At 56.4% G+C, this 26,057-nt stretch carries 26 protein-coding genes; 15 read left to right on the forward strand and 11 right to left on the reverse strand.

All coding sequences use genetic code 11. From position 1 onward, the window contains the following. Positions 1-221: 221 nt before the first annotated feature. From solA to grxB, 7 genes are all read right to left on the reverse strand, one after another. Positions 222-1,334: an N-methyl-L-tryptophan oxidase gene (solA, locus tag AFL22_RS05060; RefSeq protein ID WP_052270901.1), complete on the reverse strand. Its 1,113-nt coding sequence runs from the start codon at positions 1,332-1,334 to the stop codon at positions 222-224. A gap of 94 nt (positions 1,335-1,428) precedes the next feature. Beyond that, a complete protein-coding gene (gene bssS, locus AFL22_RS05065; RefSeq protein ID WP_010246399.1) occupies positions 1,429-1,683 on the reverse strand; it encodes a biofilm formation regulator BssS in 255 nt (84 codons plus the stop codon). Positions 1,684-1,929: 246 nt separating this feature from the next. Further along, a complete protein-coding gene (locus AFL22_RS05070) occupies positions 1,930-2,202 on the reverse strand; it encodes a hypothetical protein (protein WP_010246397.1) in 273 nt (90 codons plus the stop codon). A 145-nt stretch (positions 2,203-2,347) separates the two neighbouring features. Further along, positions 2,348-2,593 carry a DNA damage-inducible protein I gene (dinI, locus tag AFL22_RS05075; RefSeq protein ID WP_010246395.1) on the reverse strand — a complete coding sequence of 82 codons (246 nt, stop codon included), beginning with the start codon at positions 2,591-2,593 and terminating at the stop codon, positions 2,348-2,350. A 62-nt stretch (positions 2,594-2,655) separates the two neighbouring features. Further along, the gene (gene pyrC / locus AFL22_RS05080; protein WP_033766918.1) at positions 2,656-3,699 is read right to left on the reverse strand and encodes a dihydroorotase; all 1,044 of its coding nucleotides are present in this window, start codon (positions 3,697-3,699) and stop codon (positions 2,656-2,658) included. 685 nt (positions 3,700-4,384) lie between these two features. Then, the gene (locus AFL22_RS05085; RefSeq protein ID WP_010246390.1) at positions 4,385-4,948 is read right to left on the reverse strand and encodes a lipoprotein; all 564 of its coding nucleotides are present in this window, start codon (positions 4,946-4,948) and stop codon (positions 4,385-4,387) included. Between the two features lie 114 nt (positions 4,949-5,062). Next, positions 5,063-5,710: a glutaredoxin 2 gene (gene grxB / locus AFL22_RS05090; protein WP_010246388.1), complete on the reverse strand. Its 648-nt coding sequence runs from the start codon at positions 5,708-5,710 to the stop codon at positions 5,063-5,065. Between the two features lie 299 nt (positions 5,711-6,009). Here grxB and rimJ point away from each other — a divergent pair, with 299 nt between their 5' ends. The 4 genes from rimJ to murJ all read left to right on the forward strand — a co-directional run bounded on the left by rimJ (position 6,010) and on the right by murJ (position 9,838). After that, on the forward strand, positions 6,010-6,600 hold the full coding sequence (rimJ, locus tag AFL22_RS05095; protein ID WP_010246386.1) for a ribosomal protein S5-alanine N-acetyltransferase: 591 nt from the start codon (positions 6,010-6,012) through the stop codon (positions 6,598-6,600). 16 nt (positions 6,601-6,616) lie between these two features. Continuing rightward, a complete protein-coding gene (locus AFL22_RS05100) occupies positions 6,617-7,255 on the forward strand; it encodes a DUF480 domain-containing protein (RefSeq protein WP_052270902.1) in 639 nt (212 codons plus the stop codon). 1 nt (position 7,256) lies between these two features. Continuing rightward, the gene (locus AFL22_RS05105; protein ID WP_052270903.1) at positions 7,257-8,177 is read left to right on the forward strand and encodes a Gfo/Idh/MocA family oxidoreductase; all 921 of its coding nucleotides are present in this window, start codon (positions 7,257-7,259) and stop codon (positions 8,175-8,177) included. Between the two features lie 122 nt (positions 8,178-8,299). Beyond that, positions 8,300-9,838 (forward strand): murein biosynthesis integral membrane protein MurJ, encoded by a 1,539-nt coding sequence (gene murJ / locus AFL22_RS05110; protein WP_010246379.1) that lies wholly within the window; start codon positions 8,300-8,302, stop codon positions 9,836-9,838. Positions 9,839-10,144: 306 nt separating this feature from the next. Here murJ and flgN read toward each other — a convergent pair whose 3' ends face one another. From flgN to flgA, 3 genes are all read right to left on the reverse strand, one after another. Beyond that, positions 10,145-10,576 (reverse strand): flagellar export chaperone FlgN, encoded by a 432-nt coding sequence (gene flgN / locus AFL22_RS05115; protein WP_010246377.1) that lies wholly within the window; start codon positions 10,574-10,576, stop codon positions 10,145-10,147. 5 nt (positions 10,577-10,581) lie between these two features. After that, complete coding sequence (flgM, locus tag AFL22_RS05120; RefSeq protein ID WP_010246375.1) at positions 10,582-10,890, reverse strand: flagellar biosynthesis anti-sigma factor FlgM; 309 nt, start codon at positions 10,888-10,890, stop codon at positions 10,582-10,584. Between the two features lie 104 nt (positions 10,891-10,994). Next, entirely contained in the window at positions 10,995-11,654 is a 660-nt protein-coding gene (gene flgA / locus AFL22_RS05125; RefSeq protein ID WP_010246373.1) for a flagellar basal body P-ring formation chaperone FlgA, read from the reverse strand. A gap of 154 nt (positions 11,655-11,808) precedes the next feature. On the opposite strand from flgA, the gene flgB reads away from it, so the two are divergent. From flgB to flgL, 11 genes are all read left to right on the forward strand, one after another. Further along, positions 11,809-12,222, forward strand: coding sequence for a flagellar basal body rod protein FlgB (gene flgB, locus AFL22_RS05130; RefSeq protein WP_009090882.1), 414 nt, complete (start codon positions 11,809-11,811; stop codon positions 12,220-12,222). A gap of 2 nt (positions 12,223-12,224) precedes the next feature. Beyond that, a complete protein-coding gene (gene flgC, locus AFL22_RS05135; protein WP_013357440.1) occupies positions 12,225-12,629 on the forward strand; it encodes a flagellar basal body rod protein FlgC in 405 nt (134 codons plus the stop codon). Between the two features lie 12 nt (positions 12,630-12,641). Next, the gene (gene flgD, locus AFL22_RS05140) at positions 12,642-13,316 is read left to right on the forward strand and encodes a flagellar hook assembly protein FlgD (RefSeq protein WP_010669841.1); all 675 of its coding nucleotides are present in this window, start codon (positions 12,642-12,644) and stop codon (positions 13,314-13,316) included. A 26-nt stretch (positions 13,317-13,342) separates the two neighbouring features. Then, positions 13,343-14,599 carry a flagellar hook protein FlgE gene (gene flgE, locus AFL22_RS05145; RefSeq protein ID WP_052270904.1) on the forward strand — a complete coding sequence of 419 codons (1,257 nt, stop codon included), beginning with the start codon at positions 13,343-13,345 and terminating at the stop codon, positions 14,597-14,599. A gap of 20 nt (positions 14,600-14,619) precedes the next feature. Beyond that, the gene (locus AFL22_RS05150; protein ID WP_010669843.1) at positions 14,620-15,375 is read left to right on the forward strand and encodes a flagellar basal body rod protein FlgF; all 756 of its coding nucleotides are present in this window, start codon (positions 14,620-14,622) and stop codon (positions 15,373-15,375) included. Between the two features lie 17 nt (positions 15,376-15,392). Continuing rightward, a complete protein-coding gene (flgG, locus tag AFL22_RS05155) occupies positions 15,393-16,175 on the forward strand; it encodes a flagellar basal-body rod protein FlgG (RefSeq protein ID WP_003849881.1) in 783 nt (260 codons plus the stop codon). A gap of 60 nt (positions 16,176-16,235) precedes the next feature. Beyond that, on the forward strand, positions 16,236-16,946 hold the full coding sequence (locus AFL22_RS05160) for a flagellar basal body L-ring protein FlgH (protein WP_029518984.1): 711 nt from the start codon (positions 16,236-16,238) through the stop codon (positions 16,944-16,946). Positions 16,947-16,955: 9 nt separating this feature from the next. Then, positions 16,956-18,065, forward strand: coding sequence for a flagellar basal body P-ring protein FlgI (locus AFL22_RS05165; RefSeq protein ID WP_010669845.1), 1,110 nt, complete (start codon positions 16,956-16,958; stop codon positions 18,063-18,065). Then, positions 18,065-19,027: a flagellar assembly peptidoglycan hydrolase FlgJ gene (flgJ, locus tag AFL22_RS05170; protein WP_010246357.1), complete on the forward strand. Its 963-nt coding sequence runs from the start codon at positions 18,065-18,067 to the stop codon at positions 19,025-19,027. Before AFL22_RS05165 ends, flgJ begins: the two co-directional genes overlap by 1 nt. A gap of 123 nt (positions 19,028-19,150) precedes the next feature. After that, positions 19,151-20,800, forward strand: coding sequence for a flagellar hook-associated protein FlgK (gene flgK / locus AFL22_RS05175; RefSeq protein WP_010669846.1), 1,650 nt, complete (start codon positions 19,151-19,153; stop codon positions 20,798-20,800). Between the two features lie 14 nt (positions 20,801-20,814). Next, positions 20,815-21,780 carry a flagellar hook-associated protein FlgL gene (gene flgL / locus AFL22_RS05180; RefSeq protein ID WP_022625873.1) on the forward strand — a complete coding sequence of 322 codons (966 nt, stop codon included), beginning with the start codon at positions 20,815-20,817 and terminating at the stop codon, positions 21,778-21,780. Positions 21,781-22,152: 372 nt separating this feature from the next. Here flgL and rne read toward each other — a convergent pair whose 3' ends face one another. Further along, positions 22,153-25,611, reverse strand: a complete 3,459-nt coding sequence (gene rne / locus AFL22_RS05185; protein WP_052270905.1) for a ribonuclease E — start codon at positions 25,609-25,611, stop codon at positions 22,153-22,155. Positions 25,612-26,057: the final 446 nt, after the last annotated feature.

The following is a 26,057-nucleotide window of genomic DNA, read 5'->3' on the forward strand; positions in this document are numbered from 1 at the left end:
TTCTATAACTTTAATTTTATATTGTGAAAAGGTTGAATAAACCAGGTGTGAAATGCGCAATATTACTGAATAAGTTATTTGTGAGGCGCTGGTCGTCAACTAAAAAGAGCCGGAATTAACCAAAAGGGCGAAATATATTCTGACTTTATGTCAGTAATAGTCAATTTTCGTCAAAGTCTGTCAGTCGGGCGGCATCAGGCTGATACCACCCTTTATCAGAGTCAGAAACGTGAGAGGCGGAAGGGTGTCAGATCAAAAGAGAACGGTTTTTGCTGGGCAAATTCTGCAGCCAGTTCGCCCAATACGCTGGCGAATTTAAACCCGTGTCCACTGAGCCCGGTAATTAACAAGCGGTCTGGTTCACCCGGCAGGGTATCAATTATAAAGTCCTCATCCGGGCTAAAATCGTAGCTGCAGGCTTCGCCATGCAGACAGACACCGACGCCAGGTAAAAACTGACGGAGGAATCCAAAAGCTTCGCTGCCATCGGCCGCCACCGCGCCAAAAGGCTTACGATCCTCAGGCCGCTGCATCAGCTGACCGCCATCATGACGACCCACTTTCAGGGCGTTGTTATCCGCCGGGAAGCCATAAAACTGGCTGCCATCGCCCATTTCCACCGTAAAACCGGGAAACTTATTGTTCTCACTGTAGCGGCCATCTGCCTGATACCAGGCGAACACCTTACGGGTGGGCGCGACCGGCAGGTCTGGAACTAATTTGCCAACCCATGTGCCCGCACTGATCAACATTTTGCGGCCCCGATAGACGCCATCCAGGGTAGTGACCTGCTGCAGATCGCCATCGCGACCCAGCTCTGAAACCGGGCAGTTAAACAGCTGCGCGCAGCCCGCCTGCTCCGCCAGCTGGATCCAGCTGCGTACCGCCTGTTCACATTTCAGATAGCCAGACTGCGGCTCAAATACGCCCAGATAGCCCTCAGGCACATTGATTTGTGGCCAGCGCTTGCGCACGTCATCAGGCTGCATCACCTCAATATTGAGCTGCCAGCGGGTCGCGCTGTCGATGACGTTCTGAATAAACGGCGACTGATTCGGGGCGAGGTTAAGTACGCCACTGCGATGCATGATGCGCTCACCGGCACGCTGTTCCAGCTCATCCCATAGCGTTTGCGCCCGCAGGACCAGGGGAACATAGCGTTCACCTTCACCATAGGCGTGACGAATCAGCCGGCTCTCGCCATGATGTGTGCCCTGATTATGGGGAGGATGGGCGCTGTCGATCATTAACACCGATAAACCCGCCTGGGTGGCATAGTAGCCTGCCGCCGCGCCCACGGAACCGCTGCCAACGACGATAAGATCATAAATCATGGTAACTACGCTCTAAGAGACAGATAATCAAAAGCATACCAGAAACAGAAACGAAAAAGGCACCCCTGAGGGCGCCTCTTTGATGCGGCAGAAATTAATGCTTTTTGAGGAGTCGTTCTATCTGCTCGGCTGATTCTATCTTGGCGATGCCTGCTTCGAGGATCGAGATAAATTGCCTTGCCACATCCGTTGTCAGCCAGTATGTCGGGCCAACATCCGCTTCTTCTTCTTTTTGATCCTGCGACGACAACGAGTGCAGGCGGATCATCATGGCGTCATAGCTGTCAACGGTACTGATATCCCAGCCCACCAGTGGGTGAGTCTGTATAACATCTTTTCTTCTGTCCATTATAACCTCCTTATTACTCGTTAAACGAAGTGCATGATGAGGTTCAATGCGGCTTTTTTATTCCAATAGCGAAACAATTATAACAGTAAACGAGGGTATCACTGTTTAAAAAATGCCGTGAGTCAGCTTCTCACAGAATATTTGCGTTTGAAAGGCGGGCGTAAAAAAATAAAATGCCTGACGGGCAGGCATTTTTATCAGCAGTCAAAAGACAGGCAAAAAGCGGGCTTAGCCGCGTGAGCGGACTCAGAGAGCCGGCGTTTCTGGCACTACGCCGCCGCCGCGTTTTTGCAGTGTTTCTGCCAGACGGGCAAAGTGCTGCTGAAGCTGCTCATCATGGTTTTGATTTTGGGCTTCCAGCGACAGATTGTGTACCAGTAGCTGACTGGCACGATCGTCAAGACAGAAAATCAGACTGGAAAAGGCATTTTCCAGCACCGTTAAACGACGCTTCTGATCACCAATCAGTGCTAACAACTCACCAAAGGTCATCGCCTCTTCCGGTTTATCAGTAGTCATGGTGTCGCACCTCCTGTTATGCGTGACGAGCGCAAGGATAGGGCATTGATCATTAAGAGTCTAGATGCAGGACGGGGTAAGTGCGAGAGGGGAGAAAAGATAAAAAAACCGGGTGGCGACACCCGGAAAAAAAGCACAGTGGCGGTTAATCAGTATTGAACCAGTCGTCAGCGCTTTCCCACGTCTGCTGCAGGATCTCGCTGATCTGGTCGCGCGTCTCTTTTCCACCGCCCAGCACGCTGAGATTATTGGCACTGGCATAACGTACCTTGACGTGATTGGTCGAGTCAGGGAACTGTTCATCAATGCGGCGCGATAATTCATCGCTCAACGCTTCTATCGCACCAGCAGGAAGAGGTCGGGTATTTGATACGGTAATTTCAACACGCATAACAGCCTCCGTTTAAGATGCTGTATATATTTACAGTATCAGCAGGCCGGAGGCAAGTAAAATTATGCGATGCGCCAGTTCAGTGTTTCACCCGCCAGGAACGGCACCAGTGAATGGCTGCCGAGCGCGATGGACTCTGGCACCTGCCAGGACTCACGCACCAGGGTAATCGTCCCTTCATTCAGCGGCAGGCCGTAAAAACGCGGGCCATTCTCCGAACAGAACGCTTCAAAATGTTCCAGCGCGTTCAGCTCTTCAAAAACGGTGGCGTAAGCGGGTAACGACACTGGCGCATTAAATACCCCCGCGCAGCCGCAACTGGCCTCTTTGAGATGACGCAGATGCGGTGCTGTGTCGGTGCCGAGGAACACGCGCGGATGACCACTCGCCACTAATTTGCGCAATGCTTCCTGATGCACGTTGCGTTTAAGAATCGGCAGGCAATAGAGGTGCGGACGAATACCGCCCACCAGCATGTGATTGCGGTTAAACATCAAATGCTGCGGGGTAATGGTCGCGCCCAGCGTCTCATCGGCGGCGGCAACATATTCTGCGGCGTCCTGAGTGGTAATGTGCTCCATCACCACTTTCAGTGCCGGAAACTGGCTGCGCAGCGGCACCATAACCGTTTCGATAAATCGGGCTTCGCGGTCAAAAATGTCGACATGCGCATCGGTGACTTCGCCGTGGATCAGCAGAGGCATACCGAGCTTCTGCATCCGCTCCAGCACGCGGGCAATGGAGGCGATATCGGTAACGCCATGGCTGGAGTTCGTCGTAGCGTGCGCCGGATAAAGCTTAGCCGCGGTAAACAGACCGGAGGTGAAACCGCGCTCAAGCTCATCAGGATCAAGCGAGTCGGTCAGATAGCAGGTCATCAGCGGCGTAAAGGCGTGATCGGCGGGCAGCGCCGCCAGGATGCGATCGCGGTACGCTTCACCTGCTGCCACGCTGGTCACCGGTGGCACCAGGTTAGGCATCACAATGGCACGACCATTCACCGCGCTGGTATAGGGCAGGACCGTGTTGAGCATCTCATCGTCGCGCAGATGAATATGCCAGTCGTCAGGGCGACGCAGGGTAAGTTGCTGAGGTTGTGCTGTCATCAGTGAAGCTCCGGCAGAAGGGAAACAAAAGGCGTGTTTTGGCCGGGGTCTAAGCATAAGGATTCAGGCAACCGTTTGCACCTGCTTTTTATGCTGTCAAAGAAAATCCGCTGCCCAACAGGGTAATGCTGGTCAGTTATGATTAGATTTGTAAAGGCTGTCACGGTCAGACGTGGCAGCCTTTTTTTCCGGGCGAGCGAGCCGCAGTGCGGGCCAGAGCACCTCTGCTGCTGCCGGGCCGTCCTCGCGCCGCTCACGCGGTACCTTCGGCTTTGACGTCGTGCCGACGAACCGTTCGGGGATCGGCCCTCCCTGGCCGGCCCCGAACTGTCCACGCTTCCCGGCGTGGACTTCTGGCCCACCGTCACGCCTCAGCGCTGCGGATAGCCCTTTCAGCAGCAGAGGCGCTCAGGCCTCCACTTTCGTGCCCTTTCTGACAACATTCACTGAAGTTTCAGAGCAGGCCGGTGCCGCTCAGGAGCAGGCAATCCGCAGCGCTGAACAGAATGAGTCTGCCAGGAGAGCCCGCAGGACGCGGGCGAAAGGCGGGGCGGCACAGGATGTGCCATCCCCGGCGGTCCGTCAGGCAGGCGAATGAAGTGAAGGAACCGCGCAGCGGCGCGAGGACCGCCAGCCCCTGAGCGGCACCAGACTGCGTTGTCACCTGTCGCTTAACTGACTGGCATTACTGCGTAAAGGGAATAACCAGTTCGCCAGGTTTCACTTCCAGTCCTTTGGCAAATTTCTTCGCCAGCGACTCGCCTTTGCTGCGGTCGGCGCTGAGCACGTAAGCCGGCTTTTGATCAAAGTAGTTTTTCAGCGACTGATTCAGATAAGGCGTCAGCGTTTTCATAATGGAGGCCATTTTTTCCGGAGCAACCTGCGCATCAACAATTTCCAGATCGCGCAGATAGATTGCACCCTGCTGCTGGTCATAGACCGGCTGAGCACGCATCTTCAGTTGCATATCGGCCTGCTGCGGACCAAACAGTGACGTCACATTGATTTTAGCATTGCCAGAGAGCGTCACTTTACCTGGCTCTTCACGGCCAATCTGACTGGTCAGGTTGTTCAGGACGATGTGCGCATTAACCAGCCCGGAAACGCCAATATCTTTCTCATAATTGTTGTGTTTCTGCAGCGCCTGGTTTACTTCCTGTTCGCTGATGGTGTATTGCGTCAGTTGATTACAGCCGCTCACCAGCAGCGCGATCAACAGGGCAGTCAGCCCGAAAAAAGCCTTTTTCATCGATCTTTATCCTGAATATCAGAGCCAATAAACAGGCCATAGCCTGCCTGAATGCGTAGCGGGTGTCATCAGGAAAGAGATGAGAAACGCCGCAGCGTCTCTCATCGGGAGGGGTTAGTGAGCTATCGAGGAGAGCAGATTCACCTGGGTCTGTTTAGCCATGTTATCGCGGTAGTCAGCGACCCGGCTCGGCCAGTCAATACCGGCCACCAGCGTCAGAGAGCGCAGCAGCGGGAAGAGATTAAAATCATCTTCGGACAGCTCGCCATTCACCGCATTGGGCTGGACGATTAATTTGTCCAGCTTGCGCAGATCGTCGCTGACGTTTTTGATCAGGCCGGCAGAATGACTTTTCAGCGTGTCGAAATCACCGATGCTCGCCTGCTTTTTGTTGCGGAAATAGTCACGCGCCTCCGGCGTCGCGAATTCGGCAAACGCCGCCTCTGCAATGCGCGGCAGCAGCAGTTTATTAACATAGCTGTTCATGTGACGCAGCCAGTCGCCGATCGCCGGATTCAGCGCGCCGATGATCAGCGGCTCGCCATCCTGCTGATCGACATAGTGTACGATCTCCATGCTCTCAGGCATCGCGCTGCCATCCTGCTTCTGCAGAATGGGCGCCATTTTCTGTCCGATCAGTCGTTTCGGCGTCTCTTCATCGTCGTTGAGCATTACCACCAGCTCAACCGGTTTGTTTTTCAGGCCAAAAATCATTCGCGCTTTAACGCAGAAAGGGCAGTGGTCGTAGATATAGAGCTTCATCCTGATCTCCCGGATTTTACAGGTTTAGTGTTTAACAGAGTGAATCAATTCATCCTGCTTTCGGGCTCGTAAAAAGTATGGAAGAGATTACTCCACAGGGCAAACCTGCCTGTCAGGCGCGCTGCAGGATCCGCTGCTAATGCTGCCTGCAGCAGGGGTTATCCGCGGTGCGACCCGAGCAAAATCAGCCTCTTTATCGCTAAACCGCTGTAACGTTTTACCGCAGCCCAGGCGGCGGTTATAGTGAAAGCCGGGTAATGACGGCTCATCTCTATCAGCCATTGATTTCAGGAGTCAGGATGTTTGGCTATCGTTCTGCCGCGCCCAGGGTGCGATTAACCACCGATCGGCTGGTGGTCCGTCTGGTTCACGAGCGTGATGCCTGGCGAATGGCAGATTACTACGCGGAAAACCGCCTGTTTTTAAAACCGTGGGAGCCGGTGCGTGATGACAGCCACTGCTACCCCTCGGGCTGGCAGGCGCGGCTTGGGCTGATTTCCGACATGCATAAGCAGGGTTCGGCCTTCTATTTCATTTTAATGGACAGCGATGAAACCGAAGTGAGGGGAGTGGCGAACTTCAGCAATGTGTTGCGCGGATCCTTTCATGCCTGTTACCTCGGCTATTCACTGGGTGAAAAGTGGCAGGGGCAGGGGTTCATGTTCGAAGCGTTGCAGGTGGCAATCCGCTATATGCAGCGCCAGCAGCATATTCACCGCATCATGGCTAACTACATGCCGCACAACCAGCGCAGCGGCGATCTGCTGGCGCGACTCGGTTTTGAGAAAGAGGGTTACGCGAAAGATTATCTGCTGATCGACGGACGCTGGCAGGATCACGTACTGACAGCCTTAACCCTGCGGGAATGGACGCCTGACCGGCGTGGATAATAATGAGGATGCGAGCATGAAGATGACTTTATCGGCGCAGGCGATGCGCGTGCTGGGCTGCCTGCTGGAGAAGCAGGTCACCACGCCGGAACAGTATCCGCTGTCGCTGAATGGCGTGGTGGTGGCCTGTAACCAGAAATCGAACCGCGAGCCAGTGATGGAGCTGAGCGAAAGTGAGGTGCAGGATCAGCTCGATCAGCTGGAAAAACGGCATCTGATTACCGCCAGCAGCGCCGCCGGGCAGCGGGTCGTGAAATATGAGCAGCGTTTCTGCAACTCCGCGTTTGGCACGCTAAAGCTTAACAGCGCAGAAGTTGCTCTGCTGACGCTGCTGTTACTGCGCGGGCCCCAGACGCCAGGCGAACTGCGTACCCGCAGCGGTCGTCTGCACGAGTTCAGTGATGTCAGTGAAGTTGAGCAAACGCTGGAAGGATTGATGCAGCGCGACGACAGTGCTCAGGTGATCCGTCTGCCGCGTGAACCTGGCAGGCGCGAAAGTCGCTTTATGCATCTGCTGGGCGATGAGCCTGACCAGCCGCAGGCCGCAGACGCGTCGGAAGAGCAGGGCGATCTGGCAGCGCGGGTCGCAACGCTGGAACAGCAGGTTGCAGCGCTTCAGGCACAACTCACCCAACTGCTGCAACCGGAGAGCTGAGATGACCTTACGTATTGGCGTAGTGGGATTAGGCGGTATCGCGCAGAAAGCCTGGCTGCCGGTGCTGTCGGCGGCGACGGACTGGACTCTGGCTGGAGCGTTTTCCCCGAACCAGGCCAAAGCCCGGCCGCTCTGTGACAGCTATCGCATGCCATGTTTTGGTTCGCTGAATGAATTAGCCGCTGCCTGCGACGCGGTCTTTGTCCACAGCAGCACCGCCACGCACTATGAAGTGGTCAGGGCGCTGCTGCTGGCAGGAAAGGATGTCTGCGTCGATAAGCCGCTGGCTGAAACCCTGGAGCAGGCTGAGGCGCTGGTGGCGCTGGCGGAAAAACGGCAGCGTAAACTGATGGTGGCGTTTAACCGGCGGTTCGCCCCGCGCTATCAGCAGCTGCGGGCGGAGATGGCGGACGCCGCTTCTCTGCGGATTGAAAAGCACCGTAGCGACAGCGTCGGGCCACAGGATCTCCGCTTTACCCTGCTCGATGACTACCTGCATGTGGTGGACACCGCCCTCTGGCTGGGCGGGAAACCCTTTCGTCAGGTTCAGGGACGCATCGACACCAACGAACAGGGGCAGATGCTCTATGCCGAGCATCATTTCGCTGTTGAGGGCTTGTCGATTACCACCAGCATGCACCGGCGCGCAGGCAGTCAGCGCGAGCGGGTCAGCGCAGTGTGTGAAGGTAAATGCATCGACATTAGTGAGATGCGCGACTGGCAGGAAGAACGGCGTGACGGGCTGCTGATTACGCCACCGCCCGCCTGGCAGAGTCATCTGACCCAGCGCGGTTTCAGCGGTGCGGCTCGCCATTTCATCGACTGCGTACAAAATCAGACGAAGCCTGAAACCAGCGGTGAGCAGGCGCTGATGGCGCAGCGTGTGGTGGAAAAATTGTGGCGTGAGGCGACGCAGGAATAACGCCTTGTAACACTCCGTGCTGGTCATTTCCCTCCGTGGCAGTAGACTGTCGCCGGGCATCTTCTGGGTGCCCGCGCTAATTCTCCTTTTTTGCCGATTCTTTTCAGGATGCGCCGTCAATTATGAATTTGTTGAAATCGCTGGCAGCGGTCAGTTCTATGACCCTGTTTTCCCGCGTACTGGGCTTTGCCCGTGATGCCATCGTGGCGCGGGTGTTTGGCGCCGGAATGGCGACCGATGCGTTCTTTGTTGCGTTTAAACTTCCCAATCTGCTGCGGCGTATTTTTGCTGAAGGCGCCTTTTCTCAGGCCTTCGTGCCCATTCTGGCTGAATATAAAAGCAAGCAGGGCGAAGAGGCGACGAAACTGTTCCTGGCTTACGTCTCGGGCCTGCTGACGCTGGCGCTGGCGCTGGTCACGGTGGCGGGCATGATTGCTGCGCCCTGGGTCATCATGGTGACGGCCCCCGGCTTTGCCGACAGTCCCGATAAGTTTGCGCTCACCAGCTCGCTGCTGCGGGTGACCTTTCCCTACATTATGCTGATTTCGCTGGCGTCACTGGCGGGTGCGGTGCTGAACACCTGGAACCGCTTCTCGGTACCGGCCTTTGCACCGACCCTGCTGAACGTCAGCATGATTGGCTTTGCGCTGTTTGCCGCGCCGCACTTCCACCCACCGGTAATGGCGCTGGCCTGGGCAGTGGTAGCAGGTGGCGTGCTGCAGCTCGGCTATCAGCTGCCACACCTGAAGAAGCTCGGGATGCTGGTGCTGCCACGCCTGAATCTGCGTGATGCGGGCGTCTGGCGGGTCATGCGTCAGATGGGACCTGCCATTCTGGGCGTTTCTGTCAGTCAGATCTCGCTGATCATCAACACCATCTTCGCCTCGTTTCTGGTCTCAGGTTCGGTCTCCTGGATGTACTACGCGGACCGCCTGATGGAGTTCCCCTCGGGTGTGCTGGGCGTGGCGCTGGGCACCATTCTGCTGCCGTCGCTGGCCAAAAGTTTTGCCAGCGGCAACCATGATGAATATTCCCGGCTGATGGACTGGGGTCTGCGCCTCTGTTTTCTGCTGGCGCTTCCCAGCGCGGTGGCGCTGGGCATGCTCTCCGGCCCGCTGACCGTGGCGCTGTTCCAGTACGGTAAATTCACTGCCTTTGATGCTCTGATGACGCAGCGCGCCCTGATCGCCTACTCCGTCGGACTGATGGGGCTGATCGTGGTCAAAGTGCTGGCTCCGGGCTTCTATTCCCGTCAGGACATCAAAACGCCGGTTAAAATCGCGATTATCACGCTGATCATGACGCAGGTAATGAACCTGGCGTTTATTGGTCCGCTGAAACACGCCGGTCTGTCACTGTCGATTGGGCTGGCAGCCTGTCTGAATGCGTCTTTGCTCTACTGGCAGCTGCGTAAGAAGAATATCTTTATGCCGCAGCCGGGCTGGAGCAGCTTCCTGATCCGCCTGCTGATAGCCGTAGTGGTGATGGCAGGCGCGCTGTTTGCCATGCTGCAGTGGATGCCAGCCTGGGAGCAGGGATCGATGCTGTGGCGGCTGCTGCGCCTGGCCGCGGTCTGTGGTGTGGGCGGCGGAGCCTACTTCCTGGCGCTGGGGCTGCTGGGCTTCCGGCTGCGCGACTATGCGCGTCGCACCGCTGTGTAAAGCTTGCCGCAATAAATAAATTCAACGCGCAGGGAACAGGGGCAGAGGAGGAAAGCGTCCCGCGCCATGGACAAAAACGCCGGGAGCGTTTTTGAACAACGCAACGCGTTGGCCCGGCAACGGGCGCACCTCAGGGATGAGGTGCGTAATCGCGCGGGCCGAGCGGCCAGGGATTGGCTTTAGCGTCTTTCCGATCTGCCCCTGTTCCCTGTGCAGGCTCAATTTTAAAGCTCATCATGGTGAAGGAAAAAACGCACCAATAAAAAATCCCGCACCAGGCGGGATTTTTTTTCGCTACTTTCCGGTTCAGGCTTTGCGACTTAACGTCGCCTGGCCTTTACCCATCCCATCCGGGCCGTAAAAGGCCTGGGTCTGATGCGGCTTCAGCACGTCAAGCGCATCCTGGGTGTAGCGGATCTGGTGTTGCAGCAGCAGGCCGTTATGAACATTGGCATCCTGCAGACGACGGCTGTGCTGCTGGATAGTGTCCCAGCGGCGCGCCATGTCGTTCTGACCACGATAAGGTGCCGATGTCGCCTGACTCTGTTCAGCGGTGCGGCGCATCTCATCCAGATAGTTCAGCGTACTGAGCAGCGCGCTTTTATCTTCGGTAATACGCTGCAACAGATTACTGTTAATGTTTCCGGCTGCCAGCTGCTGCTGCTCTTCTTCCAGCACGGCTGAGAGCGACGCCAGCACGTCCTGCATCTTATCTAAGGTGGTCTGCAAATTACTCATGGGAACTAATTACCCTCTAAATACGCCTTGGTGTCGGCAATCAGCGCATCGGCGATTTTGCCGGTATCCATCTTCAGTTCGCCATTACGAATGGCGGTTTTCAGTTGTTCAACGCGCTCGACGTTAATATCTTTGCTGCTCGGCTGCATCAGCTGCGACTGCGCGCTGCTCAGGCTGACCTGGGCTGCTGCAGGGGTCGTGGCTGCTGCCACCGGGCTGGCGCTCTGGCGCACTTTGCTGCTGCCGGACTCACTGCTATCGCGGCTCTGTACGGTGCTGGCGGGTTTCAGAGGTTGCGTTCTGTCAATGCTCATGTTCGGGCTCCTGTACGGTCAGGGGAAGTCTGCCACCTGAATCAGAATAGCGTTATCGCTTCGTTGATTCTTCTATCGGCAGCACTACTGGCTTCTTTAACACTTTACAGCGTTATAAGAATATTCCCATCCTCGCGTACCTTACCGCTGACAATCTGGCCATTTCCCATCCTGACCCGGACCGACTGCGATCGGGCGGCGTTATTCAGCGCCTTGCCCTCACCGCTGGCGTCAAAGCCGTCACCGCTGGCAATCACCATCACATTCTGACCCGCCTTGACACGCCACGGCTGACGCAGCGTGGAGGGATTAATCGGCTGTCCTGGCTGGATATCGCGCAGCACCACGGCGTCTGCCACCGAGTCCGCATTCAGCAGGGCGCGGGCGGGCAGAGTATCAAGGCGGCCGGTCTGCAGAGTGAAATCACTCTCGCTCACGCTACTGCCCTGGCTCAGCAGCCGGTTCGCCACCAGATAGGAACCGGTGACCTGCACCTGTACCTGAATATAACGGCGGTTCTCACCACAGTTTGCCGCCACGCTCATATTGCCCCACAACCGGCTGTTGCCGGGCAGGGTGAACTGTGGCGCCTCACAGGCTGGCCACTGTTCCTGCGGCGTGCGTACCACCACGACCATGCCATCAGCATGCTGGGCGTCACGCGCTTTAAAAAATTGATTCAGTTGTGCATTGAGATCCCCGGCGGAAACCGGCAGGGCGATCGCGACCAGCAGGCTGGTCAGCAGGGTCAGATATCGACGCATTGTGCATTTCCTCACTGATGATGGCGACGAGTGTACCCCTTAAGAAAAATCCTTAATTGTCAAAATAGCGGTCATTTGAGGCCTTATTCAGACGATGACCCCTTGCATTTTCAAATTAAGCTGCGAGCTCGAAATTCTCATACGCGGAGGAAACATGCTCGACAAACTGGATGCGGCGCTGAAATTTGGTACGGAGGCCCTCAACCTGCGTGCTCAACGTCAGGAGATCCTGGCGTCAAATATTGCCAACGCCGATACCCCTGGTTATCAGGCCCGGGATATCGACTTTGCCAGCGAGCTGAGTCGGGTGATGTCCAATGGTCGTGCGGAAGGCAGCAGCATGGCGTTAAAAGTCACGTCAGCTCGCCACATTGAAGCACAGACAAACGGCGTGCCATCGATGGATATGCTTTATCGCATTCCTGACCAGCCTTCTGCCGACGGCAACACCGTAGATATGGACCGTGAGCGTACGCAGTTCGCGGATAACAGCCTGAAATATCAAACCGACCTCACCCTCATCAGTAGCCAGATCAAAGGCATGATGAGCGTGTTACAAGGACAATAATTATGGCCTTGCTGAATATTTTTGACATTGCCGGTTCAGCGATGACCGCGCAATCACAGCGATTAAACGTCAGTGCCAGTAACCTGGCGAACGCCGACAGCGTCACCGGCCCCGATGGCAAGCCTTACGTGGCAAAGCAGGTGGTTTTCCAGACCGATGCAGCACCAGGCTCAGCCACCGGCGGCGTGAAAGTGGCAAGAGTCGTGGATGACCCTACACCTGCCAAGCTGGTCTATGACCCGGGCAATCCGATGGCAGATGCCAAAGGCTACGTGAAGATGCCGAACGTGGATGTGGTCTCTGAAAGCGTCAACACCATGTCGGCGTCACGCAGCTACCAGGCCAACGTCGAAGTGCTCAACACCGTGAAGTCGATGATGATGAAAACCCTGACGATCGGGCAATAACGGAGAAAAATTATGGCTATCGCGGTAGGCGTTAACGAAAGACTGGACCCCACGGTCCTTAGCTCCTCTAACACCAGTGGCACCGGCAACAATGCGCAGGATCTGCAGAATCAGTTCCTGACCATGCTGGTGACGCAGTTAAAGAACCAGGATCCCACCAATCCAATGGATAACAGCCAGCTCACCACGCAGCTGGCACAGATCAATACCCTGAGCGGCATTGAAAAACTGAATACCACGCTGGGATCGATCTCCGGCCAGATCAGCACCAGCCAGTCGCTGCAGAGCTCCACGCTGATTGGGCATGGCGTGATGGTCAATGGCGGACAGGTTCTGGTAGGCAACGGCACCACAACGCCATTTGGCGTTGAGCTGGCCTCCGCCTCAACCGGCACATCGGCCACCATTAAAGATGCCAGTGGCACGGTGATCGACACCGTCGATCTGGGCGCGCTGAGCGCTGGCGTGCACACCTTCTCGTGGGACGGCAAGCTGACAGATGGCTCTGTCGCCCCGGATGGTAAATACAGCGTTGCGATTGCCGCAAGCAATGGCAACACACAACTGGTGGCACAACCGCTTAACTACGCCTACGTCAATGGGGTGAGTACTGCGAACAACACCACAAAACTGGATCTCGGCACCATGGGCTCCGCCACCCTTGACGACGTACGTCAGATTCTCTGATTAACCTGTAGACAGGAAACAAACACATGTCATTTTCCCAAGCGGTCAGCGGCCTTGGTGCTGCTTCAAGTAACCTTGATGTCATCGGTAACAACATTGCCAACTCCGCCACTGCGGGCTTTAAATCGAGCACCATCGCGTTTGCCGATATGTTTGCCGGTTCTAACGTCGGCCTCGGTACCAAAGTTGCTGCGGTAATCCAGAACTTTAACGACGGCGCCACCACCACGACCAGCCGTGGCCTGGACGTTGCGCTGAGCGGTAACGGTTTCTTCCGTATGACCGACAGCAGCGGCGGCGTCTTCTATTCACGCAATGGTCAGTTAACACTGGATGCCAACCGTAACCTGGTCAATACCCAGGGTCTGAACGTGACCGGCTATCCGGCCAGCGGTTCACCGGCCACTATCCAGGCAGGTGCTAACCCGGTGGCGCTGCGTATTCCTACCGAGCAGATGTCAGCCCGCGCGACCACTACCGCCGGTCTGGTTGCCAACCTGAACTCAACGGATACAACGCCATCTGTGGCTACCTTCTCGACGGCGAACGCAGACAGCTACAACAAGAAAACCACGGCAACCGTGTTCGACTCGCAGGGTAATGACCACGCGCTCGACATGTATTTCGTGAAAGACACCACCAGCAACAGCTGGACCGTGCGTACCATTGATGGCAACACCGGCAGTTCAGCGGGTGACTTCAGAATGGCGTTTGACACCAGCGGTAAGCTGACCAGCGTCTCTAAGCTGGATGCCACCGGCGCTGTCGTCAGCACGACGACCGATGGCACCGTCGGCCTGACGCTGAACGTGGGCGGAGCGAATGGCGCAGTCGCCAATCAGCCAATCAACCTGAGCATGCTGGGCAGCCTGCAGCAGAACACCGGCAGCACCACTTTTGGCAGCCCGACCCAGGATGGTTATGCACCTGGCGATCTGACCAGCTACGCGATCAATGATGACGGCACCATCACTGGCAGCTACTCAAACCAGAAAACCCAGCTGCTGGGTCAGATTGTCCTGGCGAGCTTCTCTAACCCGGAAGGTCTGCAGTCTCAGGGTGACAACGTCTGGTCTGCCTCAAGTGCATCCGGTCAGGCGGCAGTCGGTCTGGCGAATACCGGCACCTTTGGTTCACTGACAGCTGGCGCACTGGAATCTTCCAACGTCGACATGAGTAAAGAGCTGGTGAACATGATCGTCGCGCAGCGTAACTATCAGGCGAATGCGCAGACCATCAAAACTCAGGACCAGATTCTCAACACGCTGGTTAACTTACGTTAATTCGCTAACAGGATTGCCATATGGATCACGCGATATATACCGCGATGGGCGCGGCCAGCCAGACGCTGGATCAGCAGGCGGTTACCGCCAGCAACCTCGCCAACGCCTCTACACCGGGTTTTCGTGCGCAGCTGAATGCGCTGCGCGCCGTGCCGGTGAGTGGCTGGTCGCTGCCAACCCGTACGCTGGTCGCCGCCTCGACACCGGGCGCCGACATGAGTCAGGGCGCGATGGATTACACCGAGCGTCCGCTCGATGTGGCGGTGCAGCAGGATGGCTGGCTGGCGGTGCGTACCGCTGACGGCAGCGAAGCCTATACCCGCAACGGCAATATGCAAATCAGTCCGACCGGTACGCTGACGGTTCAGGGCAATCCTGTGATGGGCGATGGCGGTCCGATTGTGATCCCGCAGGGCACTGAAATCACCATTGCAGCCGACGGCTCGATCACCGGGCTGAATGCCGGTGATTCACCGAACGCCACGGTTCAGCTGGGCAAGCTGAAGCTGGTCAGGGCAACCGGGCAGGAGCTGCAGCGCAGTGATGACGGCATGTTCCGGCCTACTGCGTCGACGCAGGCGACCCGCGGTGCCGCGCTGCAGGCTGATGCCACCATGCAGGTGATGCCTGGCGTGCTGGAAGGCAGCAACGTCAAACCGGTAGAAACCATGGTCGATATGATCGCCAACGCCCGACGTTTTGAGATGCAGATGAAAGTCATCACCAACGTCGACGAAAATGAACAAAAAGCCAACCAGCTCCTGAGCATGGGCTAAGGCACGAGGATAACAACATGATTCGTTCTTTATGGATCGCTAAGACCGGTCTTGATGCGCAGCAGATGAACATGGACGTCATTGCCAACAACCTGGCAAACGTCAGCACCAACGGCTTTAAGCGTTCACGTGCCGTGTTCGAAGATCTGATGTACCAGACCATGCGCCAGCCGGGCACCCAGTCATCAGAACAGACAACGCTGCCATCGGGTTTGCAGATCGGTACCGGTGTACGTCCGGTGACCACTGAACGTCTGCATACGCAGGGCAACCTGTCGCAGACCAGCAACTCAAAAGATATCGCCATTAACGGCCAGGGTTATTTTCAGATTCAGATGCCGGATGGCACCTCTGCTTATACCCGTGACGGCGCGTTTCAGGTTGATCAGAACGGCCAGCTGGTGACCAACTCCGGTTTCCCGGTACAGCCAGGCATTACCATTCCGGCTAACGCCACCAGCATTACGGTGTCGCGTGACGGTGTGGTCAGCGTAACGCAGCAGGGACAGGCCCAGGCCGCGCAGGTCGGTCAGTTAACCCTGAGCACCTTTATGAATGACGCCGGTCTCGATAGCGTGGGTGAAAACCTCTACAAGGAAACGCAGGCATCGGGCGCTCCGACGGACAGCACGCCAGGCCAGAACGGCGCGGGTCTGCTCTATCAGGGCTATACCGAAACCTCAAACGTTAACGTAGCGGAAGAGCTGGTCACCATGATCCAGACGCAGCGCGCCTACGAAATCAACAGCAAGGCGATCAGTACCTCTGATCAGATGCTGGCGAAATTAACTCAGCTTTAATCCCGAACAGGGCCAGCCCGTGCTGGCCTGAATGACAGACATTAATAAGGTCGTGACGCCGTGGCGAAGCAACAGATTCTCAAGCCTGGACATTGGTTAGTCGCCTCGTTGCTGCTAACTCTCAACGGATGTGCCCTGGTCCCGCGTACCCCGCTGGTCGAAGGTGCAACTACAGCGCAACCAATGCCGTCCGCGCCACCGGTGGTCAACGGCTCTATATTCCAGGGCGTCGCGCCGCTTAACTACGGCTATCAGCCGCTGTTTGAAGATCGCCGTCCACGCAACATTGGCGATACCCTGACCATTACGCTGCAGGAAAACGTCAGCGCCAGCAAGAGCTCCTCAGCCAATGCCAGCCGCGATGGCAGCAACAGCTTTGGTGTGAGCGCGGTGCCGACCGGTCTGGCAGGCCTGGTGGGTGCAGGTGGTGAAAAAGCCAACCTCAGCGCCGAAGGCAAAAATGATTTCGCAGGTAAAGGCGGCGCATCCGCCAATAACACCTTTACCGGCACCATTACCGTCACCGTGGATCAGGTGTTGTCAAACGGCAACCTGCACGTGGTCGGTGAAAAACAGATCGCCATTAATCAGGGCACGGAGTTCATTCGCTTCTCGGGCGTGGTCAACCCACGCACCATCAGCGCCAGTAACGCCGTGTTATCTACCGCTGTCGCCGATGCACGTATTGAGTACGTCGGAAATGGTTACATCAATGAGGCGCAGACCATGGGTTGGTTCCAGCGTTTCTTCCTGAACATCTCGCCGATGTAAGAGGTTTCAATGAAAAAGTTAACGCTGTTACGCGCCGGGCTGGCGCTGCTGCTGGGCGTCAGCCTGCTGGCAAAAGCCGATTTGATTCGTGATTTAACCACGGTACAGGGCGTTCGTGATAACCAGCTGCTGGGCTACGGCCTGGTCGTGGGCCTGGATGGCACCGGTGACCAGACCACCCAGACGCCATTTACTACCCAGACAGTGAGCAACATGCTGTCACAGCTTGGTATTACCGTTCCCACCGGAACCAACATGCAGCTGAAGAACGTGGCGGCCGTCATGGTCACCGCTAAACTGCCCTCGTTTGCCCGTCAGGGACAGAACCTGGATGTGGTGGTCTCGTCGCTGGGTAACGCCAAAAGCCTGCGCGGCGGCACGCTGTTAATGACGCCGATGAAAGGCGTCGATAACCAGGTTTATGCGCTGGCGCAGGGTAATATCCTGGTCGGTGGCGCGGGTGCGTCAGCGGGCGGCAGCAGTGTTCAGGTTAACCAGCTGAACGGTGGCCGTATCACCGGCGGTGCAACCGTTGAGCGTGAACTGCAGAGCAACTTTGGTACGCAGAACACCATTAACCTGCAGCTTAACAGCGAAGATTTCTCGATGGCGCAGCGAATTGCTGATGCCATTAACGCCCGTGGCGGTTACGGCGCAGCGCAGCCGCTGGATGCCCGTACCGTGCAGATCCGCGTATCGCCTAATAATGGTGCGCAGGTACGTCTGCTGGCTGAGATCCAGAACATTAATGTGTCGATCCCGGTTGAAGATGCCAAAGTCATCATCAACTCCCGTACCGGTTCGGTGGTAATGAACCGTGAAGTGACGCTGAATCAGTGTGCGGTGGCGCAGGGCAACCTGTCGGTGACGGTTAACCAGCAGCAGAACGTCAGTCAGCCTGATACCCCACTGGCCGGTGGTCAGACCGTGGCGACGACGCAGACTCAGATCGATCTGCGCCAGACCGGCGGTGCGCTGCAACGCGTCAACGCCAGCGCCAACCTGAACAACGTGGTGCGTGCGCTGAATGCGCTGGGTGCGTCACCTATCGAACTGATGTCAATTCTGCAGTCGATGCAGAGTGCCGGCTGTCTGCGTGCCAAACTGGAAATTATCTGATGGCTGATATGCAATCTCTGACGAGTTCGGCTTTCGACAGCCGTTCCCTGAATGAACTGAAACGCCAGGCCAGCAACGATCCGAAAGGACAAGCGTTGCAGGTGGCGCGTCAGGTCGAAGGGATGTTTGTACAGATGATGCTGAAGAGTATGCGCGAGGCGTTGCCGCAGGACGGCATTATGGGCAACGAGCAGACCAAACTCTTTACCTCTATGTATGATCAGCAGATTGCACAGGAGATGGGGAAGCGCGGCCTGGGCCTGGCGGAAACCATCGTCAAACAGATGCAGCCCGCCACCGCGCCGGATGAAAAAGCCGGTACGGTGCCGATGAAGCTGGATAACAGCTTTATTCTCAGCACCAGCGGGGCAACACCACTGCCGGCGCAGCAGCTGGAGCAGATTGTGCGTAAGGCAATGCCGCGTCTGCCGCCGGTCGCTTCACCGACGGGTCTGCCCAGTGACAGCCGCGAGTTTATCGCCCAGCTGACGCAGCCGGCGCAGGCTGCCAGCCAGCAGAGTGGCATTCCTCATCACCTGATTCTGGCGCAGGCTGCGCTGGAGTCGGGATGGGGCCAGCGTCAGATCCTGACCCGCGACGGCAAACCGAGCTACAACGTGTTCGGAATTAAAGCCAGCGGCGACTGGAAAGGTGACACCACCGATATCATGACCACCGAATATGAGCAGGGCGAAGCGAAGAAAGTGCGTGCCAGCTTCCGCGTCTATAACTCCTATTTCGAGGCGCTGACCGACTACGTCAAACTCCTGACCAAAAACCCACGCTATGCGGCGGTGACGAACGCCTCAAGTGCAGAGCAGGGTGCGCAGGCCTTACAGGCGGCCGGTTATGCCACCGATCCAAAATATGCGCAAAAGCTGGTGGGAATGATTCAGCAATTCAAAAGTATGGGCGACAAAGTCGTCAAAGCTTACAGTCAGGATATGGGCGACCTGTTCTGATCATTGCGCCTCAAGTTTCACTTTAGCAAGCCGATAACATCCCTATAGCCAGAAGCGTTTTCGCCTGCTGGCGCCCACTTTGATGTCTGCCAGCCCGGTTGACGGGGAACGTAAGGAACCGAGATGTCCAGCATAATTAACTCCGCGATGAGCGGATTGAGTGCCGCGCAGGCCGCTCTGAGCACCACGAGTAACAACATTTCCAATTACACCGTGGCGGGCTATTCACGTCAGACCACGGTACTGGCGCAGGCGAACAGTACCCTGCAGGGCAATAGCTATTATGGTAACGGCGTGAATATCACCGGTGTACAACGTGAATATGATGCGTTTATTGCTACGCAGCTGCGCGGTTCCAGCGCGAACTACAGCGCGGTAAGCACCCAGCACAGCCAGATTTCTAACATTGACGATCTGCTGTCGACTTCGACTACCAGCCTGTCGACCTCGCTGCAGGGCTTCTTTACTAACCTGCAGAACGTGGTCAGCAACGCCAACGATCCGTCGGCGCGTCAGTCGATGCTCAGCAATGCGCAGGGGCTGGTCAGTCAGTTCCAGACGTCAGCGCAATACCTGAATAATATGCAGAACAGCGTCAACGCCGATGTCGATTCCAGCATCAAGCAGGTCAATACCATTACCAGCCAGATTGCCGATCTCAATAAACAGATTGGCAAACTGAGCACGGCAAACGGTGCCGCACCTAACGATCTGCTCGATAAGCGCGATCAGCTGGTGAATACCCTGAATAACGTGGTTGGTGTGACGGTATCGCAGCAGGATGGCGGTTACACGGTCGCGATGGCCAATGGCCTGACGCTGGTAAACGGCGACAAATCTCACGATCTGGTGGCGATGCCTTCCAGCAGCGATCCGACACGCACTACCATCGGCTATGTCGATAAGCAGGCGGGCAACGTCGAGATCCCGGAGAAGCTGATCACCACCGGTTCGCTGGGCGGTCTGCTGGCGTTCCGTACTCAGGATCTGGATCTGGCACAGAACCAGCTGGGTCAGTTAGCGGCGGCGTTTACCACCAGTTTCAACGATGTTCACAAGCAGGGCTTCGATAGCAAAGGCAATCAGGGCGTCGATTTCTTTAATATCGGCAGCCCGATCGTGGTGGGCAACAGTAAAAACAGCACCGCCGCGTCCGTCACCGCTGAGTGGACCGATACCAGTGCACTGAAAGCATCCAATTACACCGTGAGTTATGACGGCAATAACTGGACCGCGACCCGCGCCTCAGACAGTACGGCCGTTACCATCACGCCAGGTACCGATGCCAGTGGCAACACCACGCTGAGCTTTGACGGTCTGAAACTGACCGTCGCCGGCACGCCTGCACCTGCTGCCAAAGACAGTTTCCTGGTGAAGCCGGTCCAGAACGCCATCAACGATATGTCAGTCGCGATCACCAGTGAATCGCAGGTGGCCGCCGCGGGTGCTGTCGGCGGTGAGAGTGATAACCGTAATGCGCAAAAACTGCTGAATCTGCAGGATGTGAAACTGGTCGGCGGCAACGCCACGTTGTCTCAGGCCTACGCCACCATCGTCAGTAGTGTGGGTAACAAAACCAGTTCACTGGAAACCACCAGCACCACTCAGAAAAGCGTGGTCAGTCAGCTGACCCAGCGCCAGCAATCGGTCTCTGGGGTAAACCTCGATGAGGAGTACGCCAACCTGACCAAATATCAGCAATATTACATGGCCAATGCGCAGGTGCTGCAGACTGCCAGCACCGTGTTTAATGCATTGATCAATATTCGCTAAGGGCAGGAGATAACATGCGAATCAGTACAAATATGATTTTTGAGCAGCAGGTGCGTGGCATCACTGACTCACAGGCCTCCTGGCTGAAATCAGGCCAGGAGCTCTCCAGCGGCCGCCGTGTGAATAATCCTTCGGACGATCCGATTGCCGCGTCTCGTGCTGTCGTGTTGTCACAAACCCAGCAGCAGGGCAAGCAGTATGCGCTGGCGCGTACCTTTGCCGAGCAGGGTCTCTCACTGGAAGAGAATACGCTGAAAGGCGTTACCGATGGGATCATTGCTGCGCAAGGGCTGATCGTCAACGGTTCAACCGGTACGCTGAGCGACGATGACCGTGGTTCGATTGCTACCCAGCTGGAGGGTATCCGTGCCCAGTTGCTGAACCAGGCAAACAGCCAGGATGCCAATGGCCGCTATATTTTTGCCGGTTATAAAACTGACAGTGCGCCATTTGTGGATGCGGCAGGCACCGGCGTCGGCTACGCAGGCGGCACTGAGGCGATCACTCAGAAGGTCGATACCAGCCGTACCATGACCGTGGGCCATACCGGTGACAATATCTTTATGGCGATCTCTGGCAATGCCACCAAAGAGCCGGATGGCAGTGCCAGCGAAACGAATGTGTTTAAGATGCTGGATAGCGCCATTGCTGCACTGAAAGTGCCGCAGGATGATGCTGACGCCGCAACCAAACAGACCTTCCAGGCGGCGATGGATAAAACCAACCGTGGCCTGGGTAACTCGCTGAATAATGTCTTAACCGTGCGTTCAGAGATTGGTACCCAGCTTGGTGAGATCGATACGCTGAATGCCCAGGGCGATGACCGTAGTGTGATTTACAGCTCGCAGATGAGTGACCTGGTTAACGTGGATTTAACCGAAGCAGCTTCTAACTACACCATGCAGCAGACGGCATTACAGGCGTCCTATAAGACCTTTACCGATATGTCTAAGATGTCGCTGTTCCAGATGAACTCGTAGTCTGACCTGAAATTTTGAGCGTACTTTAACCGGATGCGCTTACTTTTTCCCACCCTCCCGCTTAAGGAGGGTGGGATTTTTTTGCCTGCGATTCAGCCGGTGGCGGGAACCATAGAAATTAAACCGGGTTGATTTACAGCGACAGTCAGCTCGCATGTCAGTCTTGCTTTCACGCTTTCACGCTTTCACGCTTTCACGCTTTCACGCTTTCACGCACACACGCACACACGCACACACGCACACACGCACTTTCCTGATTCCTGATAAGCGAGGAGGGGAGGTTAATTATCCTCTGTCCGCTGGCGGGCAGAATCGCAGGCATAAAAAAACCCCGGCTTGCAGGCCGGGGTTTAGTTCACAACAGCTTATGCGTTACGGCTTGGTCGCCGGGGCAGTGGCATGATGTGTGGCGCTATGACCACCCGCAGAACCGCGACCGTCGAACTCATAAGGTGCACGCACCCAGTCACTGTGCGGTGCCGGTTCTGACTGCCAGACTGGCGCAGGCGCTTTAGTCATCGGCGCAGAGGCAAAATGCTTCCAGCGCGTACCGTCATTCGGCACTGAGGCAGTTGCAGGCTCGGATGCCGTTGCAGGCACTGATGCAACAGGTTCGGCCGCAGTGACCGGTGCTGCAGGGGCGACATCGCGTGCGGCCACCGGAGCATGAGGTTCACGAACTGGCGCTGTTTCAGCTTCAGCAGCGACTGGCGCATTCAGAACTTCTTCAACTTCTGCTGCGATCGCTTCGCTGACGTCGGTAGCCGATTGCTCAGCAACCTCTGAAGGCTGTGCTTCTTCTGCAACCGCTGCAGGCTGTGCAGTCTCAACCGCATGTGTCACAACCGGCGCTTCGGTGACAGGCTCAGCAGGCACGGCTTCGGCTGCTACCGCTTCCGCTTTTGCTTCATCTGCCGCCGGAACAACGGAAGGCTGCTCGTCAACCGGCGCGTCGATAGCACGGGTATCGTCAGTATTCACAACCGGCACTGGCGTTTCTGCCTGCGGCTCGGCCTGTTGCACTGGCGCCTCCTGAGCAACAGATTCAACAGCTGCAGCAATGGGCTGTGCACTGGCGGCGTCTGCTGTCTCTTCGCGGTTGTACGCTGGCGTCTCGTGAGTCACATTCTGAACCTGCTCTTCGCTGGCCTGGCTCACCGGGTAACGGATCCAGACTTTACCGGATGCCATCTCTGGTGATGCAGCTGCAGCGGCAAGCGGCATTGCTGACTGAGTCGGATAACGCTCATCACGGTAACGACGACGACGCTGTCCGCTGACGCGCAGATGACGAGGCGAACGACGTGAACGACGCGGCATATTGGCGTTATCACGGTTGTCGTTGTCATCCTGCTCTTCACCCTGCGGTGCCTGGATCTCAGGCTGCGGCTGAGCCACGTCTGTCTGCTGAGGCTGACGCACTTCAGCCGGCTGGGCAAAGTCGCTGGCTTCGGCTGGCATAGGTGGACGGTTATCATCAACACGCACCTTCTGGTTCAGCTGACGCGGCTTGCGACGCGGCATAACCTGTACGCGCTCATCATCCTGCGGCTCGGTCACGTCCGGAACGTCGGCTACCACTACCGGCTGCTCAGCCACTTTGGCGGCTTCTTCACCGGCGCGTTTCTCTTCCTGACGACGACGCTGACGCTCAGCACGCTGTTCACGGCGCTGTTGCTGCTGCTCATCACGCTGCTGGCGCGCTTCTTCGCTCAGTGCCGGACGCTCTTCACGCACTTCACCAGCCTGGGACTGACGCTTGTTACGGCGATTATCGTTACCCTCGCGCGGCTCGCGATTTTCACGTGGCTCGCGACTTTCGCGCGGTTCACGACTTTCACGAGGTTCGCGGTTTTCACGAGGCTCACGGTTTTCGCGTGGTTCGCGGCCTTCACGCGACTGCGCGTTATCTCCGTTACGCGGCGTACGCTCACGACGATTATTGTTACGACGGTTGTTATTGTTGCTGCGGCGCTCGCCACGGCCGTTGCCGTTTTCCTGCTCGCTTTCAGGCGCTTTCTGCGGTTCTGCAACCTCAGTGGCCACGGGGGCAGCGGCAGGGGCTTCTTCGCCTGCGAACATTTTTTTCAGGCCACCAAGCAGACGGCCAAAGAAGCCGGTGCTGACGGTAGCAGGCGCAGCCACAGCAGGTGCTGATTTTGCGGCTGGCTGGGCTTCAGCGCGTTGCGCTTCTGGCTCAACTTCTACCGGTGCCGGAGGCGCATCAGGCATTACAAACGCGGCCAGAGCAGGCTGCTCAGGACGACGACGTTCAGCATGTTCCTCTTCCGACGGCATCGCCATTTCGGCTTCATGCAGCTTCGGCAGATGATAGCTCAGGGTCTGCGTCTCTTCGCCTTTGCGCACGCGCAGCACGGAGTAGTGTGGGGTCTGCATCTTGTCATCAGGAACGATGATAGCCCGCACGCCACCCTGGCGTGTTTCAATAGCGTTAACCGCTTCACGTTTTTCATTCAGCAGGTAAGAGGCCACCTGAACCGGAACAATGGCGTGAACTTCTTTGGTGTTGTCTTTCAGCGCTTCTTCTTCAATCAGACGCAGGATCGACAGCGCCAGTGACTCGTTATCACGGATGGTGCCGGTGCCGCTACAGCGTGGGCAGACGTGATGACTGGATTCACCTAATGACGGGCTCAGACGCTGACGGGACATCTCCAGCAGGCCGAAACGTGAAATGTGGCTGATCTGAATGCGGGCGCGGTCCTGACGGACAGCTTCACGCAGACGATTCTCAACCGCGCGCTGATGGCGTACTGGCGTCATATCGATGTAATCGATAACGATCAGGCCGCCCAGGTCACGCAGACGCAACTGACGAGCAATCTCATCGGCCGCTTCAAGGTTGGTGTTGAACGCCGTCTCTTCGATATCACCGCCGCGTGTTGCACGTGCTGAGTTGATATCGATAGCGGTCAGCGCTTCGGTACTGTCGATCACAATCGAGCCACCGGAAGGCAGGCGGACTTCACGCTGGAAAGCGGATTCGATTTGCGATTCGATCTGATAGTGGCTGAACAGCGGGATTTCACCGGTGTAGAGCTTAATTTTGCTGCTGAAGTCCGGACGGCCCAGCGCAGCGATATGCTGACGCGCCAGTTCCAGTACTTTCGGGTTATCGATAAGGATTTCACCGATGTCCTGACGCAGATAGTCGCGGAAGGCACGCACAATCACGTTACTTTCCTGATGGATCAGGAACGGAGCAGGGCGGTTTTCAGCGGCTTTCTTGATCGCTTCCCAGTGTTTTAGACGGAAGCTTAAATCCCACTGCAGCGATTCGGCTGATTTACCGACGCCCGCAGTACGGACAATCAGGCCCATGCCTTCCGGCAGTTCCAGCGCCGACAGGGCTTCTTTCAGCTCGGTACGATCGTCACCTTCGATACGGCGAGAGATACCGCCTGCACGTGGGTTGTTCGGCATCAGTACCAGATAGCTGCCCGCCAGAGAGATAAAGGTGGTCAGCGCAGCGCCTTTATTGCCGCGTTCTTCTTTATCGATCTGAACAATGACTTCCTGACCTTCACGCAGCACGTCTTTAATATTCGGACGACCATGCGCGTTATAGCTGGAGGGGAAGTATTCGCGGGAGATTTCTTTTAACGGGAGGAAACCGTGACGCTCTGCGCCGTAATCGACAAACGCAGCTTCAAGGCTGGGTTCAATGCGAGTGATTTTACCTTTGTAAATGTTGGCTTTTTTCTGCTCGTGTCCAGGACTTTCAATATCCAGATCGTACAGACGCTGACCGTCAACCAGGGCAACGCGCAACTCCTCCTGCTGAGTTGCGTTTATTAACATTCTTTTCATCGTGACTTACTCGTTATTCTTTCATGAGTGATTACAGCTGCGGGCATAGTTACCCTGGACGAGTATCAACCGATGGCCCCGTGACTTAGTGCAATGTCGTCAACCTCACGGCTGTCGACCGCGCGAGGGGCGCAAATAACGTCGGTGGCCTGTTTTTCATAAGGGAAAACAGCACCAGATAGTGGAAATGCCTGAGAGAATAAAGAAAACCCGTGCATCCCATACTGTTGTCCAGGCCGCAACCCGCAGCCCGCTAAGTGCCTGATTTCGCATTACGTCTTACGCCATTGCTGCGTGTCTGCTCAATCCGGCAAAATGACAATTTCGCTCTTTTTCTGCCCTGAAATGGTTCAGGTAAGAAACTCAAGCATTATTCCATTGCTAACCTTCATATAGCAAGGCGACTTTAGCCAGCTTGTGAAGTTTCTTTACATTTAAATCGCTAA

Source organism: Pantoea sp. CFSAN033090 (assembly GCF_001264395.1).
GTDB classification, from domain to species: domain Bacteria; phylum Pseudomonadota; class Gammaproteobacteria; order Enterobacterales; family Enterobacteriaceae; genus Pantoea; species Pantoea agglomerans.

Coding starts and splice junctions, on each gene's coding strand:
- solA (WP_052270901.1), bottom strand. CDS start 1,334: ATGATTTATGATCTTATCGTCGTTGGCAGCGGTTCCGTGGGCGCGGCG.
- bssS (WP_010246399.1), bottom strand. CDS start 1,683: ATGGACAGAAGAAAAGATGTTATACAGACTCACCCACTGGTGGGCTGG.
- AFL22_RS05070 (WP_010246397.1), bottom strand. CDS start 2,202: ATGACTACTGATAAACCGGAAGAGGCGATGACCTTTGGTGAGTTGTTA.
- dinI (WP_010246395.1), bottom strand. CDS start 2,593: ATGCGTGTTGAAATTACCGTATCAAATACCCGACCTCTTCCTGCTGGT.
- pyrC (WP_033766918.1), bottom strand. CDS start 3,699: ATGACAGCACAACCTCAGCAACTTACCCTGCGTCGCCCTGACGACTGG.
- AFL22_RS05085 (WP_010246390.1), bottom strand. CDS start 4,948: ATGAAAAAGGCTTTTTTCGGGCTGACTGCCCTGTTGATCGCGCTGCTG.
- grxB (WP_010246388.1), bottom strand. CDS start 5,710: ATGAAGCTCTATATCTACGACCACTGCCCTTTCTGCGTTAAAGCGCGA.
- rimJ (WP_010246386.1), top strand. CDS start 6,010: ATGTTTGGCTATCGTTCTGCCGCGCCCAGGGTGCGATTAACCACCGAT.
- AFL22_RS05100 (WP_052270902.1), top strand. CDS start 6,617: ATGAAGATGACTTTATCGGCGCAGGCGATGCGCGTGCTGGGCTGCCTG.
- AFL22_RS05105 (WP_052270903.1), top strand. CDS start 7,257: ATGACCTTACGTATTGGCGTAGTGGGATTAGGCGGTATCGCGCAGAAA.
- murJ (WP_010246379.1), top strand. CDS start 8,300: ATGAATTTGTTGAAATCGCTGGCAGCGGTCAGTTCTATGACCCTGTTT.
- flgN (WP_010246377.1), bottom strand. CDS start 10,576: ATGAGTAATTTGCAGACCACCTTAGATAAGATGCAGGACGTGCTGGCG.
- flgM (WP_010246375.1), bottom strand. CDS start 10,890: ATGAGCATTGACAGAACGCAACCTCTGAAACCCGCCAGCACCGTACAG.
- flgA (WP_010246373.1), bottom strand. CDS start 11,654: ATGCGTCGATATCTGACCCTGCTGACCAGCCTGCTGGTCGCGATCGCC.
- flgB (WP_009090882.1), top strand. CDS start 11,809: ATGCTCGACAAACTGGATGCGGCGCTGAAATTTGGTACGGAGGCCCTC.
- flgC (WP_013357440.1), top strand. CDS start 12,225: ATGGCCTTGCTGAATATTTTTGACATTGCCGGTTCAGCGATGACCGCG.
- flgD (WP_010669841.1), top strand. CDS start 12,642: ATGGCTATCGCGGTAGGCGTTAACGAAAGACTGGACCCCACGGTCCTT.
- flgE (WP_052270904.1), top strand. CDS start 13,343: ATGTCATTTTCCCAAGCGGTCAGCGGCCTTGGTGCTGCTTCAAGTAAC.
- AFL22_RS05150 (WP_010669843.1), top strand. CDS start 14,620: ATGGATCACGCGATATATACCGCGATGGGCGCGGCCAGCCAGACGCTG.
- flgG (WP_003849881.1), top strand. CDS start 15,393: ATGATTCGTTCTTTATGGATCGCTAAGACCGGTCTTGATGCGCAGCAG.
- AFL22_RS05165 (WP_010669845.1), top strand. CDS start 16,956: ATGAAAAAGTTAACGCTGTTACGCGCCGGGCTGGCGCTGCTGCTGGGC.
- flgJ (WP_010246357.1), top strand. CDS start 18,065: ATGGCTGATATGCAATCTCTGACGAGTTCGGCTTTCGACAGCCGTTCC.
- flgK (WP_010669846.1), top strand. CDS start 19,151: ATGTCCAGCATAATTAACTCCGCGATGAGCGGATTGAGTGCCGCGCAG.
- flgL (WP_022625873.1), top strand. CDS start 20,815: ATGCGAATCAGTACAAATATGATTTTTGAGCAGCAGGTGCGTGGCATC.
- rne (WP_052270905.1), bottom strand. CDS start 25,611: ATGAAAAGAATGTTAATAAACGCAACTCAGCAGGAGGAGTTGCGCGTT.